The organism is Streptomyces sp. NBC_00078 (assembly GCF_026343335.1).
GTDB lineage: Bacteria > Actinomycetota > Actinomycetes > Streptomycetales > Streptomycetaceae > Streptomyces.
Map to the genome: position 1 here is coordinate 1 of NZ_JAPELX010000003.1, position 13,161 is coordinate 13,161.

General features: G+C 68.6%; 12 protein-coding genes. All 12 read right to left on the reverse strand.

The window, feature by feature from the left end; genetic code table 11:
• Positions 1-716: 716 nt before the first annotated feature.
• Positions 717-986, reverse strand: a complete 270-nt coding sequence (locus OOK07_RS42645; protein WP_266802612.1) for a hypothetical protein — start codon at positions 984-986, stop codon at positions 717-719.
• Entirely contained in the window at positions 983-1,534 is a 552-nt protein-coding gene (locus tag OOK07_RS42650; RefSeq protein ID WP_266802614.1) for a hypothetical protein, read from the reverse strand. The genes OOK07_RS42645 and OOK07_RS42650 overlap by 4 nt, the downstream gene beginning before the upstream one ends.
• Before the next feature lie 397 nt (positions 1,535-1,931).
• Positions 1,932-2,495 carry a hypothetical protein gene (locus OOK07_RS42655; protein ID WP_266802616.1) on the reverse strand — a complete coding sequence of 188 codons (564 nt, stop codon included), beginning with the start codon at positions 2,493-2,495 and terminating at the stop codon, positions 1,932-1,934.
• 414 nt (positions 2,496-2,909) lie between these two features.
• Positions 2,910-3,821 (reverse strand): hypothetical protein, encoded by a 912-nt coding sequence (locus OOK07_RS42660; protein ID WP_266802618.1) that lies wholly within the window; start codon positions 3,819-3,821, stop codon positions 2,910-2,912.
• Between the two features lie 17 nt (positions 3,822-3,838).
• The gene (locus OOK07_RS42665; protein ID WP_266802620.1) at positions 3,839-5,041 is read right to left on the reverse strand and encodes a C40 family peptidase; all 1,203 of its coding nucleotides are present in this window, start codon (positions 5,039-5,041) and stop codon (positions 3,839-3,841) included.
• Entirely contained in the window at positions 5,041-5,832 is a 792-nt protein-coding gene (locus tag OOK07_RS42670; RefSeq protein ID WP_266802622.1) for a hypothetical protein, read from the reverse strand. Before OOK07_RS42670 ends, OOK07_RS42665 begins: the two co-directional genes overlap by 1 nt.
• A gap of 6 nt (positions 5,833-5,838) precedes the next feature.
• Entirely contained in the window at positions 5,839-7,860 is a 2,022-nt protein-coding gene (locus tag OOK07_RS42675) for a hypothetical protein (RefSeq protein ID WP_266802624.1), read from the reverse strand.
• 26 nt (positions 7,861-7,886) lie between these two features.
• Positions 7,887-8,504, reverse strand: coding sequence for a hypothetical protein (locus OOK07_RS42680; RefSeq protein WP_266802626.1), 618 nt, complete (start codon positions 8,502-8,504; stop codon positions 7,887-7,889).
• Positions 8,501-11,062: an ATP-binding protein gene (locus tag OOK07_RS42685; protein ID WP_266802628.1), complete on the reverse strand. Its 2,562-nt coding sequence runs from the start codon at positions 11,060-11,062 to the stop codon at positions 8,501-8,503. Before OOK07_RS42685 ends, OOK07_RS42680 begins: the two co-directional genes overlap by 4 nt.
• Positions 11,059-11,625 carry a hypothetical protein gene (locus tag OOK07_RS42690; RefSeq protein WP_266802630.1) on the reverse strand — a complete coding sequence of 189 codons (567 nt, stop codon included), beginning with the start codon at positions 11,623-11,625 and terminating at the stop codon, positions 11,059-11,061. Before OOK07_RS42690 ends, OOK07_RS42685 begins: the two co-directional genes overlap by 4 nt.
• Positions 11,625-11,876 (reverse strand): hypothetical protein, encoded by a 252-nt coding sequence (locus tag OOK07_RS42695; protein WP_266802632.1) that lies wholly within the window; start codon positions 11,874-11,876, stop codon positions 11,625-11,627. Before OOK07_RS42695 ends, OOK07_RS42690 begins: the two co-directional genes overlap by 1 nt.
• Positions 11,877-11,960: 84 nt before the next feature.
• On the reverse strand, positions 11,961-13,073 hold the full coding sequence (locus OOK07_RS42700) for a conjugal transfer protein (protein ID WP_266802634.1): 1,113 nt from the start codon (positions 13,071-13,073) through the stop codon (positions 11,961-11,963).
• Positions 13,074-13,161 lie beyond the last annotated feature (88 nt).

A 13,161-nucleotide genomic window follows, 5' to 3' on the forward strand; every position in this document is an offset into this window, starting at 1 on the left:
AGGATGCTTCGCATCCTATGCCCAGTGATCGGCTTCGCCGATCACCTGACGGCGTTTCACGCCGTCCCGGGCTCCGCTTCGCGGAGCCTGACACTCGCTTCGCGAGTGCCGGCGGTTGGTGCTGGGGCCGTTTCACGGCCTCTGACCTGGGGTTTTGCCGCTTCGCGGCCAAACCTAGCCGCTTCGCGGCTTGGCTGGCTACGAGGGCAGGGGTCGAGCTGGTCGGTTCCGTTTCCGCTCGAACGTGGTATCGGTTCAACCGCTTTTCTCCTTTCCCTTTTCTTTTATGTGCCCAACATACATCATCCGGCTTTCTTTATCAAGGGGGGTGGTCGCCTCCTTATTGAATGGCCTTTCTGGGCTTTATGGAATTACCCTAACTGCTTTATCGTGCGCGCGGAACCTCTTTTATTTTGGCGGCCGTAGGCCGTATTCCTATTACCCCGTAGGGGTGGACCCCAGGCGCGAAGCGCCTTTAAGGGGGTCCGCCGCGCTAGCGGCTGCCCGATAGGGCAGAGTCTTTTCCGCCCCATGGCCGAAGGCCATTTAAGGGGGCGGGTTTCCCCTATGGGCCCGCGAAGCGGGGTCACGTCCGCCCGTGGCCGAAGGCCACTTAAAGGGCGGACCAGCCCGAAGGGCTGTCGATTGGCCGCGCATTTTGGGGCACAGCAAAGGGCGGCGAGAGACTCGCCGCCCTTTGGTTCTTTACCTAGTTGTTACTCGTTTTCCTCCTCTGCGACCTCCTCCTCGTAGTGGAGGTATCCGGCGCGGGTGATCTCTTCCGGGTCCACGCCGTTGATCCGAGCAAGGTGGAAGAGGTTCGCGAGGAGGTCCCCGGAAACCTCCCTGAGAGCCTCCTCGTCGACGTTCAGAGTGCCGTCGGTGTAGTTCTGGCCGGTCTGCCTGCCGAACGCCTCAAGGGCGGTTACAGCCCAGCTTGCGCGGGTCCTGTTGGCCTCGGCCGGGCCGTCGTCGTAGATACTCACTTGCCCCACCCCCACCACGAACGGATTTCGTCGGGGGTGTCGACGCTGTAGCTGTTTTCGACCATTTCCTCGAACGAGGTTCCCGGCTTTTCGAGGCAGGCAATCGCCGCGTTAACCGCGAGGTTGATTGCATCTGATTCCGGCTCGCCGAGGTCGAGATAGTCGTTTACGACGTCGGCGCCCTCGTTCACGGCGTCATATACCTGAGTTGAGGTATAGGCGGCCGGTGCCTTGATTCCGACGGCCCTTGCGTCGAGGAAAGCAATCAAGGCCGAGCGGTGCTTTTCGAGGGATGCGAGTTGACCATATGTGCTGTCCGGAGAGTCGAGGTATTCCTCGACGGCCTCGGCCATTTCCGCGAGGGATACGGCGGGGTCGGTGACGTAGCCGAGCATTCCCTCGGCGTCGACCGCCCAGACCTCGGAACCGTCGAGGTCAATGTCGCGCCGGTCGAGGAGGTCGCCGCATTCGTGGCACTTGAACAGGCCGTCCGGCTGAATGCGGAACTGTGTCAGTCCGCCGCACTGCTGGCAGTTAATCGGGGTCACGGAAGGTGCCTTTCGTCGTGTGCTTCCGGGGCGTTGCCCAGGAGGCCGCACGGCTCGGCGTGTGCTTTTTGGCCCGGTGCGCGCCGTAGGCGCAGGGCCAAAAACCCTTTTGCCGGTGCGCGCCGCAGGCGCAGGCAAAAGGGCGGTCCGCGAAGCGGACCGAATTGCCGGTGAACGCGCCGAAGGCGCCCGGCAATTCGCCCGGAGGGCCCGCCAGGGCCCGCAGGGCGGCGCGCGGCGTGCCGTGTGGCACCCTGGGCCACGCCCCGGAAGAAAGGCCCGTGAGGGCCCCTCAACTCCCTTTCGCTGCGCCTTGCTGCGCCCTTGCTGCGCCCCGGGGCACGAATCCCCCTCCCGGTAGTGCTGGAAGGGGGATTCGTGTTTCGCTTACGCCGGGCTACTTCTGATAGGCAGCAATCCGGGCGCGCACTTCGGCGGCGTCAATGCATCCGGGGTGCCGGAACGGCGACGGCGGGTTGTTGTTCCTTCCGCGCAAGTGGGACCAGTAGCGGGGGCCCTGCCAATCGCAGAGGCCGCACACCATGAACCACGGGTTATCCGCCCCGGGGTATCCGCCCATCGGTGTCCAGAGGTATTCCGCCAGTCCGGCCATAGCCACGCGGGCACCCTCGGTGTTCCGTGCGGTGGCGGGCATACGCGGATGCAGGAGCGGCACCGGGCCGAACAGTCCGCGAGGCTGCGCGAGTTCGTCCTCGCCTTCCTGTTGCGGGGTGAGGCGCCCGGCGTCGAATTCCTCGACGAGGTGGCGCGCGGCGGCCTCGCTGCCGATGCTTCCGGCGGCGACTCGGATTTCATCGGTCTGTCCGGCGGGGACGGCGAACCATGCGCCGTGCCACCTGAAAATCAGGCCGATGCGCTGCCCGTCGATGAGGACGGGATAGCGGCATTCCTGGTCGGCGTCGCCGAGCTGGTACCGCGGCTTGGTGTCCTCGGTGGTCATGGACGACGTGCTCGTTGCGTTCACGGAAGGTGCCTTTCGTTGCGTGCTTCCGGGGCGTTGCCCAGGAGGCCGCACGGCTCGGCGTGTGCTTTTTGGCCCGGTGCGCGCCGTAGGCGCAGGGCCAAAAACCCTTTTGCCGGTGCGCGCCGCAGGCGCAGGCAAAAGGGCGGTCCGCGAAGCGGACCGAATTGCCGGTGAACGCGCCGAAGGCGCCCGGCAATTCGCCCGGAGGGCCCGCCAGGGCCCGCAGGGCGGCGCGCGGCGTGCCGTGTGGCACCCTGGGCCACGCCCCGGAAGAAAGGCCCGTGAGGGCCCCTCAACTCCCTTTCGCTGCGCCTTGCTGCGCCTCGCTGCGCCCGGAAAGCACGAATCCCCCTCCCGGCAGTGCCGGAAGGGGGATTCTCCGTATCGCTGTTACGCCGCTGCGCCGCCCTCGATCCAGCGGACGACGTCTCGTGCTCGCCTGTTGTCGTCGCCGAGGAGGCCCATCAACTGATCGGCGAGTTCGCGGGCGTATTCGGGGTCCTCGGCCGTGAGCTTTCGCCATGCTGCGTGAGCGTTCCTGATCATCTTGTGGGTGTCTTCCTCGGGCTGCGCCTTGGCCTCCTGGCGGCGCTGCGCCGTCTGGATGAGGAGCTCGGTCACCTCGGCCCACTCCGTCGTGGCGGTGCGCAGCGTGAACGCTGCGCGGGTGGTCATGACGTTGACCGTGTACGGGTGGTGGGGGCCGTACTGCTGGGCGAGGGCGTTCTCCAGTTGGTCCGCGGCGATGATGGCCTCGACGAGGGCGCCGCCCTTTTCCTGGGCGACGAGGGCCCGGAAGAGGGTCTGAAAGGGCGCGGGCAGGGGCGCGGCCCATTCGCTCGACATGCGCGGGGCCGGTGCCGCCAGGGGCGGGAGCGGCACCGGGTCGGTGAAGCCCGCGGGGGTGCCGTCCGGCTGCTGGGCGTACGGCGACGGCGGGGCCCAGTTGGGGGCCTCTACCGTGAGGCTGAATCCGTCATCCGCCGGCGGGGCGCTGGGCGGCTCCGGGGCCGCCTGTGCGGGCGGCGCCGGGGGCGTCGGGTGTTGGTGGTCAAGGGTCGTGACGGTGCCGTCTGCGTCCACCACGAGGGGCCACTCGGTGCCGCTGGTGTCCTTGGCGATGACGCGGACGGGACGGCCGACGTACGCGGCCTTGATCCGGACCTCGGCGAGCGCCTCGACGCGGGCCTCGTCGGGGGTGAGGCCGGGCTCGGTGACCTCCTGGCCGTCGATGGACGCGACCCCGTTTGAGCTGATGATGATTGTGTAGATCGGCGATGCGGGAATCTGGTCAAGGTTCATGGTTCTTCTTTCTCCGCCTATCCACCCTTGGGGAAATAAGGCGGTGCCCATCCAAGGTAGGTGGCGCCCCATTTCGTTTCGATATCCGTTGCGGGGACTACGTCAATATATCCCGGACGTCGAATGTCGTTGCTAGCGATTTTTCCGTCTCCGAGGTATACGGCGACGTGTCCAGCGCGTTGCCCGGTGTCCCAGTACATCAAGGCGCCCGGCGGTGGGTTCCGGTCCTTGTCGTGTTTCATGCTGGCGGGCATTTCTTTGTAATGGTCGATGGCGTACTGAACTCCGGAGAAATTCCAGCCGTAGACCTTCGCGGTGAACGCCAGACAGGCGCGGTACCACAGGGCGCTACTTCCGATGCCGGACTGCGACTTGGCCCAGGCGATGGCGTCCTCGGTGCTGCGCGGGTTCTTTACGGCGGCGGGCCACGGTGCATCCCCGTCGTGGAAGGGGGCTCCGGGCTTGCCCGGCTTGCCGCCGTTCCCCTCCGGGTAGCACTCGCCCTCGGTGGCCGGGCCCTGGTCCTCGTCTCCGTTGCTGGCGTCGTCGCCCTGGTCCTCGTTGCCGGTGCCGGCGTCTCCCGCGCGGTTGAGGTCGAGCCCTGCCTCCTCGGCGATCTGCCGGGCGGCGTCCTCGTGCCCGGCGTACAGGTCAGGGTGCGCGGAAGCCTGCACTGCTTGGGCGGCCTTGCCGAGGTCCATCGTCGACCACCCCTTTATGTCGGTGAGGCCGCGCGGAGAGCCGTCGTCGTCCCCCAGGAAGAACATCCGGGCGGCGTACTTGGGCTTCATGATGTCCGCCTTGGTTCCCCACCCCGAGGAAGGCCGCTGCTGGAAAAGGCCGATGCTGTCCAAATGGCCATGATCCAAGTTGAGGAGCGTCGACTCCTGTAGCGCGGTCATCAGCGCAATGAGGGTTGCTCGACCGGGGAGACCGGCCTCCTCGGCAACGCCGTCAATGATCTTGGCGTTCGCTATCTGGTCTTTGCGGATCTGGCCGCCGGGCGCCTGTGCGGTGCCCTCGCCGTCGTCGAGGTCGACGCCGGGTTGTCCTCGCTCGCCGCAGGAGTCGGCGAACGCCTTCCCGCCGGCCCCGGCACCGACGATGCCGAGGACCAGGAGGAAGACGATAAAGACGATGGCGGCCACGCCCGCGGCCTTGAGCTTGAGCGCGGTCCCCCCGAGGTTGGCCGCGGCGCGGGCCGCGTCGCGTGCTTCCACTACAGCCCCAGGATTCGGGAGATGTGCCACCCGTCGCCGCTGGAGTTGGTCAACTCGACCTGATACACCACGGTTTCGCTGTAGTTGGTGTATCCCTCGACGTCGACTTTCGCCGTGGTCTCGCGCCATACCCGGATCGGGGAGTCCGCGGGAAGGTCGTCCTTCGCCGGCGCGACTTTGACCGAGGAGACCGAGGAGACTCCGCCCCTGCTGACGAGCTTGTCCCAGGCCGGGTCACTGTGACTGGTCAGGTTCTCGACGAGGGACGGCGCCATGTACGGCGCCGCCCGCAGAACGGGCGCGGTGTGCTCCTCGTCCTGGGGCGGGTTGCGGGTGAGGTAGAGCCGGACGGCCTTCTCCGCGACGGTCTCGGGGTCGCTGAGATCGACCGCCGGCGCCGAGGACGAGGGGGAGCTCGACGGCGACGAGGAGACCGAGCTCGCCGGGGCGGGCTTGTCGTCCTGCGCGCCGGGCGTCGCGCTCGCCGAGGAGGTGACTTGGGCGGCCCCGTCCCGCTCGGCGCCGAGGAGGCCGGGCCACAGCCACCGGGCGCCCACACCGAGACCCAGGATCACGGCGAGGATGAGCACCGCCCCGGCGGGCCGGATCGGATCGCGGCGGCGCTCCTCGCGCACCCACTCGCGGGTGTTGCGCCGTACCGCTTCCCGGTGCTCGCGCTTCTTCTGCCGGCGGCCTCGGCGGCGGCCGGTGGTGACCTCCTCGGGGTAACGGGCCGTGGCGAGGAACTCGCGCCACTCCTGCGGTGTGCGCTCGTCATCCTTCTTGGGCATGGCGGCTCACCCCTTGCCGGTGTTGTTGGGCCTCGGTGCCGGAACGCGGCTCGTCTCCGTACGGCGAGCGGGCGCGGCGGCCTTGGGCGGCGGTGCGGTGGTGGCGGGGCGGCGCGGCGGCGGCCCGTTCGGCGTGCTGCGGATGACGGTCCCCTGAATGATCTTGGGATCGGGTCGGCCGGGGGTGGCGGCCGGGGGCGCCTGCCGGAACGCGTAGTTGGGCGCGGCGCCGGTCTCCGGGCGCATCACCGAGCTTGGCGGCGGGGCGATGGCCGGTCGCGCTCCTGCGGGCGCGGCGGCTCCGTCCTTGCTCGGCGGAAGGGCCGGGCGCGGCCGGGTCGGCTGCGGGGGCAGGGTGGCGCGGGCCTTCCCGGTGACGTCGGGTCGGTCGCGGTCGAGTGTGATCACGGGGGCGTCGGCGCGGCCGGCACCACCACCACCGGGCGGAAGGGCGGGACCGGCGCCGGCACCGGCCGTGACCGGGAGCGGCCGGGGAGCCGGGGGCCGTTGCTGCGGGACGCGGGTCACGGTCACGCCGTAGTCGTCCGCCAGGCCGCCGCCGCCGGGCGGGAGGGCGGGCGCACCGCCGCCACCGCCGCCGCCGCCACCGCCGCCACCAGGCCGAGACCCGGGTCGGCCGCCGCGCGTGCGAACGGGTTGGTTGTGCTGGCCGTTGTCGCGCCGGCGGTTCCCTCCGCCGCCTCGGTTGAGCATCTTGGCGGCGAGGAGTCCGGCGACCATGCCGCCGGAGGTGGCACCGCGGACGCCGAAGATTTGCGCGAGGACGTCGCGGAACTTCATTGCGACGATGGCCGCGGCGATGCTCAGGCCGCTGGTGGGGAGCCACCCGTACTCGCCGAACATCTGCGTGGTGGCGGCCTGTAGAGAGAGGACCGCCCCGAGGGTCATGGTCGCGATGAGTGATTCGAGGGTGCGGGCGAGGAGCTGATCGAACCATGCGAGTCCCCATTGCCGGGGACGCCCGGGGATTACCCAGAGGCAAGCGAAGATGACGCCGGTCAATAGGAGCATGAGGGCGCCCAACAGGCTTGCCAGGGAGGTAAAGGCGAGCATGAGAATAAGGGCCGCGAACAGAATCACGCTGATGAGCGCCGGGACGGTGACCATGATTCGGCCGACCGGGCTATGCCCTTGACGCCATGTCACCGAGTCCCCGCCGACGGCGTCTTTGTCGACCTCGTCCTGTAGCCATTCCTTGCGCTTGTCTTTGCTGGTTCCCTGGTCGAGGAGTTGCTTTCCGTACTTCTCACAGACCTCGAAACTTCCGAATTCTGCGACACACCACGGGGTCGCGACGTACGAGCGCCACACGGCATCGGACGACTTTCGGAGCATGTCGTCCCGGCCGTTGCCGGTGAATTTGGGTTCGTGGCCGAGCTCGAACGGGAAGTCTCCCGATCCGTCGCCGAGACCGGCCGATGTGGCGTTCATGGTGATACTCGCGCCGACTTGCCGGGCGGAGTCCACCCCGCCGACCCAGGTCTGAGGGCTGGTCAGGAGCGAGATCGAGAAGACACCGGAGATCAGCACCCATGCGATTTGCGAAAGGCCCCCGCCCCCGCCGCCTTTCTTGTGCTGCATGAATGCGACGAATCCGCCGACCGCGAGAGCGGACGGCAGGAGTGTTGCCGTAAGCCCCTTGGCGGCTCCGCCGATGCTGTCCGTAATGGCCTTTTCGAGCGGCGGAATCGACGTGAGCTGAAAAATCCACTGGACGATCACGATGCACGCGGTTCCGAGTACCGTGATCAGCGCCATGCAGAAATCCGCGACGAATTCGGCCATGGGGTCGAGGACGTCCCACTTACCGAAATCCGAGTCGAGCATCCAGAGACTCGGATTGCTGTACGTCTCGTACATGGTTCCCTGCCCTGCGGGAACCTTGCTGTCCGGCGAGGGCATCAGGTCACCGATGCCCGTGGGGTCGATATCGGCGGCCTGTGCGTGACCGGCGAAAACCATCAACGTGGTGAATGCGAACAGAACTGGGATTGCCACGGTTCGCATACGCGGCATGGATTGGACGAGCACTGTTACCCCCCGGACAGGGCGGCACGGACCGGCGAACCGTGCCCCATGTCGCCGTCTTGTACGTCCTCGTGCTGATCGACGACCCAGGACCCGCCCTCGTCCACCAGGCGCAGCGCGCGGCGGGTGGTCTCCGGGTCCTTGTCGGGCCACTGGTAGGTGTAGGTGACGAGGACGCCGTACCCGGCCGGGTGGTCCTCGACGGCGGCGACCTCGACAACGTCACTGGCGGACACGGCCCCGGTGTCCGCTCGTTCGGGACCGCTCGACGTCCTCGACGCCCTCGGCTGCGGCGTCGAGCCGTCGGCATAGGTCGGCGGCTCGAACGACGGCGAGGGACTGCTCGACGCCTCGTCGGTCGGTGTCGGCGAGGGCGGGGTGTGCTTGGCCGTGCACTCCTCGACGGTGCCGCCGCGCAGCCGCTTGGAACTCATCCCGCAGGCGGCGGCCCAGTCCTCGCGGTTGTCGGCCTCCTGGTACGAGCGGGCCACCTTGAGGACGGCGGCCGTCGGGTCCTCCTGCTTGTCCTCGGCCTTGCCGTCCTTGCCCGAGGAGCACCCGCTCGCCAGGAGGCCGGCGGCGAGCACCAGGGCCGCCGTCGAGATCGTTGTCGACCGCTTCATACGCCCGCCTTTTCCATGGTCACGGTGCCGTCGGCCTGGTTCTGGGCCGCCTTGGGGGAGGTGTCGAGGAGGTCGAGGAGTTCCAGCGAGGGGACGTCCCACTGAACGGTGGCGCAACTGAAACGCCGGTCCCTGATGATCGAATGGCCGTGCCTGATCTCGCCGTCCGGCAGGAGGCCGACGGACTGAATCAGGGCCCGGGTGTGCTGATCCTTGGGCAGGCCGAGGAGCTCGGCGAGCGCGTCTTGTTGGTCCCTGGTGGTCAACTGGAATCCCGCGACGGTGGTCAACTGCTCGATGACACCAACGAGCTTGACGAGGCTCTCCGGGTCCTGCGTGTCCAGGAGTAGCGACGTCGCCAAGGCCCGGCCCACTCGCGCGATGTACTGGAGGAAGTTCGAGCCCTCACGCGTCGCGGTGAGAACGTGAACTTCCGGCACACACACGGCCTTTCGCAGCCCGCGCAGGTCGCGGCGGCCTGCGGTGGTGACGCCGTACGCCAACATCGAGTGCATGAGTGCCACGCTCAACCGCTGCATGGGGTTCCACTCCTTGCGGGTGCTCTCGGCCCCGGGGAGGGAGAGGCCCGGCATCTGCACAACCCAGATTCCGGCCTTGGGTGCGAGCGGCGGGGCGTCACCGGTCGGGCGGCCCATGAACGGGGCGCCGAGGGCGTTTTGCGAGAGCTCCCACAGGGCCTCGCCGGTCTCGCGGGCGAGCGGGTCGTCCATCTGTCGCAGGTACTCGATCACCTTCCAGGTGGCCGGGTTGCCTGCCTTGATCACCTCGTTCGTGGCACGGGTGATCGGGGTCTCGGCGCCGCGTTCCCGCAGGTGTTCGGGGGCGGCGATGCTGAGTTGTGCGGGGACCTCGCCGCGTGCCGCGTCGGTGCCCTCGGCGGTCAGCAGAGTGAAGAGGTCGCAGACGCCGGCGAACGCCGGGCCGGTCTCGACGAGGTGGGCGTCGAGGCCGTACCGTCGCGCGGCCGTCACCACTCCCCCAAGGTCGCCCTTGAAGTCCAGCGCCAAGCAGTAGGCGCCGCGGAATCCGGCGTCCAACATGCTCAACATCATTGCCGTGGTCTTGCCCCGGCCGGACCGCCCGACGTACGCCGTCGTCGTCGCGTCTCCCCTGTCGCTGCCGGCGGTGACGTCGTTCCTGAACACGCCGGGTGTGCTGCCGGTGAGGTACCCGACGATGGGGCCGTTGTCGTCCCCGACCTTGGCGCCGCCCCACCACCAGGAGCCGGACAGGGCGGTGACGTCGCGGACGTGGCCGAGGTCGGGCACGCGGATTTGGTCGCCGGGCTGCGACTCGATCCACAGTTCGCGTTGCTCCTCCTCGCCGACCGAGACCTCGATACCGAGGCCGCCATAGTGCGTGATCACCGCGTCCACCTGGGACCGCAGGTCATCGAGCGAGATCGTGCTCGTGATGACGAGGCGCGGGTGATCCTCGACGAGGGTCACGTCCTCACGCCGCATGTCGCGGGTGAGCTCGGCCATGACCTCCTCTGTCTCCTCGATGTCCCGGCCGGGGTCCTCGGCGGACTGGCGGGCGGCGCTGCGGCGCTGTTCCTTGGCGAGGCGGCGGGCCTGGTCCACCTTCTTGAGGGCGTCCCGCTTGGGCATGACGCGGAACCGGACGGATGCCTCGGGGGACACCGGGAGTATCAGGGCGGCCGGGTCGACGTCCTCGTCGAGCTGTTCCTCGTCGACGTCCGGCACATAGTTGATCTCGCTCAACACCCGTAGCCACTCGCCGTTTCCGGGGCTCTCCATCTGCTCGGGAAAGCCCGTCATGGACAGCACCGAGACCCACGCCGACACCTTGCCGTGGGCGTCGACCACCCGGAGGTGGTCGGGGTGCGGGAGGATGCGGCCCCGGGTGAGGGCGGCGAGTTTGGCACCGCTGATGACACCGGCCGCGCTCGGTGCGGGAAGCGGTGCGGTGCGGTGCTGCTCGCGGCTGATCATCCATGCGAGCATCTCGACGGCCGCGGGCTGGGCCTTCCACGGGGAGGACTCCAGCCTCCTGCCGAGGCGGCGCATCTGGGCGTCGAGCTTGGCGAGCTCGCGGGTGCTGATGCTCGACGAGGAGAGGCCGAGTCCCTCTTGAACGCCTCGGCGGCTGATCTTCTGGGCCTGCCCGGTTCGCTCGGTGAGCCGTACGCCGAGGAGGAGGTGACGACTCGGCAGGCCGATCTGTTCGAGGCGGCGGACACGGAGCTCGGCCCACTCGTCCCATGCTCCGGACGTGAACATGCCGCCGGCGGCCTCGGCCGCGTAGTCCTCGGCGTGCAACGGGGACCAGAGAACGCGGAGGTGGCAGTCATGCCCCGCGAGAGTGCGGGCAAGGGCGGAGTTCGCGGCGTCGAGCTCGCCGTCCCGGGCCGTCTCGCTCATCAGGTCGGTGTTCGAGGAGGCGAGGACGTACCAAGCCTCTGTGTGGGTGTCCGTGATGATCAGGCCGTCCGCGAGGCCCACGTACTGCGGCGCGGCGGCCGACCGGTCCCCGCCCACGCCGAGGAACGTTCCTACCTTCTGTAGAACCTTCACTTGTCCTCCTGGTGGTGCTGGATTGCCTTGCGGCCGTACGCCTTCGCCACGGCGTCGGGGCCGTACAGACGCGGGCGGGCGGCGAGCCGGACGGGCCCGCCGGCCCCGGCCGGGACGGACTCCTCGGCGCCGAGCCACCGCTCGACGAGCGGGCCGAGGGGCGACTCGGCGAGGAGCTCGACTTTTCCGGCCCACCGGGCGCGGCGGCCGATCCACTCGCTACGGGTGGCGGCCCGGCGCCCTCCGCAGATGACGGGGCGGTGTCCGAGGACGAGATAGCGAATGCCGATCGACCACCGGGTGATGTTCCACCGGCGCTCGACCGTGCGGGACTTCTGCGTGCCATAGATCGCGATGATCAGCGGCGGCAGGAAGTACGCCGTAAATGTGATCTTGGTGGGGAAGCCGAACAGGAGCAGGAGAGCGCCGGTCCACATGCCGTAGAGAACGAGGCCAAGGACGAGAGCGCGGCGCGGCGCACCTTCCCCGAGGTCGATCCCGAGGAGTTCGTGTTGCTTGGTCTCCAGCTCGAAACTGCGGGTGTACGTGTGCCCGACGCGCATCAGGCCGACCCCGAGACCTTGCCCCATACGCCTGTAAGGACGCCCTTCACGAGGTCGGGGGCCCAGACGACGGCGCCGACGAACACGGCGGCCACAAAGAGCGTGACCATCTCCCCCCACTCCTTTTTCAGGAAGTGGCCGAGTGCCCGGATCGCGAGGAACGCCCCGAAGAGGTTCCCGACCACAATCAAGATCCAGTCCCGGAGCTCCGATCCGGTGGTGAGTGCGGCGAGTTGGACGGTGTGGTGCACGGGTTCCCCCTTGGTGTGAATTGACGTCGTGACCTGGGGTCATGACGGGCGCTCATAGTTTGTGAGCTGGGGACATACGGACAGTCAGAGGGTGCCGCCGCGCACGTCGGCAACCTGCCAACGCTGCGCGTCCGAGCTCGACACCTGCGTGAGCTCCACCCGGTAGACCTGTTCGACGGTGGCGCCGCCGAGGGTCCAGGAGACGCGGGCGGTACCAACGCGGTCGTCGCCCGTCCCCGTGTCGATGGACCAGGAGGCGAGGGCCTGATAGATCACGCCCTCGGGGAGCGGCGGGACGCTCGCACCCGGTGCGGTGACGGCCTCGGTGTCTCCCCCGGCGTACGCCTTGAAGAACTTCGCGACGGGTTCTTGAGTCTGGGCGGTCAGCTCGGTGTCCGTCTGCGTGATGGGGATCTCCGGGGCCTTGGGGCCGCTGGTGGGGATGCCGACGAGTCCGGGGGGACCGGTGACGATCACGCGTCCTGCGGTCTGGACAACGGGGACGTCGAGGCCGACCCAACGAGCGGGGCTCTCGGCCGGCGGCGTCTTCTTGTCCTTGTCCGGGGCACCCTCGACGGCGGCGGTGCGGATGAGCACCTCGACCCGCACGCGGGCTTGGTGGTCCTTGCCGGGGGTGACGGCGCCGGGCTGCACTGTCAGGACGTCTTGGCGACCGTTCCCGTCCCAACCCATATCCGTATCGGAGTTGGCGGGCAGCACGGACGCCAGGAGCGCGGCCCGCTCCTCCTTCTTGGCCTCGTCCCACCCGAGGTAGGCGCGGGCAAAGCGGCTTGCGACAGCTTGCGCCTCGGCGTCGGGATACGCCGGTGCCGCCTTGGGCGCCTCGGCTTTCGGGGCCTGCGCCTTGGGCGGGAAGAACCAGGATCGGACGCCGGTCACGGCCATGAGGACGACGACGAACCACAGCAGTCCGCGGCCGAGGCGGCGGAGAAACACGGCGCCCGAGCGTTCGTCCTGGGGTGTCCATGTCGGGGCCGTCGAGGTGGACGACGACGCGGCCGGGATGGCGGCCGTGGGCGTGGTCCGGTTCGAGCTCTGCCTCCTGGCGAGCTCGGCCCCTGCCGATTCCCAGGGGTTCGAGCGGCGGTCCCCCGCCGGCGGCTCACCCTGCGGGGGCACTCCCCCGGGTGGCTTCTTCTGGTCCTTGCTCTGCCCGGTTGGCTCCGGTAGTCCCATGACCTTCCGGGCGATGGTGCCGAACGATGCCACTCCCCGTAACCTCCCCCGTGCTTGGGCCCATTGGGCGCATGTTGACCGACCTTAT

What these genes read in the sequence shown, in the direction of transcription:
- OOK07_RS42700 (WP_266802634.1), bottom strand. Translation starts at nt 13,073, where the DNA reads ATGGGACTACCGGAGCCAACCGGGCAGAGCAAGGACCAGAAGAAGCCA.
- OOK07_RS42690 (WP_266802630.1), bottom strand. Translation starts at nt 11,625, where the DNA reads ATGCGCGTCGGGCACACGTACACCCGCAGTTTCGAGCTGGAGACCAAG.
- OOK07_RS42655 (WP_266802616.1), bottom strand. Translation starts at nt 2,495, where the DNA reads ATGACCACCGAGGACACCAAGCCGCGGTACCAGCTCGGCGACGCCGAC.
- OOK07_RS42680 (WP_266802626.1), bottom strand. Translation starts at nt 8,504, where the DNA reads ATGAAGCGGTCGACAACGATCTCGACGGCGGCCCTGGTGCTCGCCGCC.
- OOK07_RS42675 (WP_266802624.1), bottom strand. Translation starts at nt 7,860, where the DNA reads ATGCGAACCGTGGCAATCCCAGTTCTGTTCGCATTCACCACGTTGATG.
- OOK07_RS42670 (WP_266802622.1), bottom strand. Translation starts at nt 5,832, where the DNA reads ATGCCCAAGAAGGATGACGAGCGCACACCGCAGGAGTGGCGCGAGTTC.
- OOK07_RS42660 (WP_266802618.1), bottom strand. Translation starts at nt 3,821, where the DNA reads ATGAACCTTGACCAGATTCCCGCATCGCCGATCTACACAATCATCATC.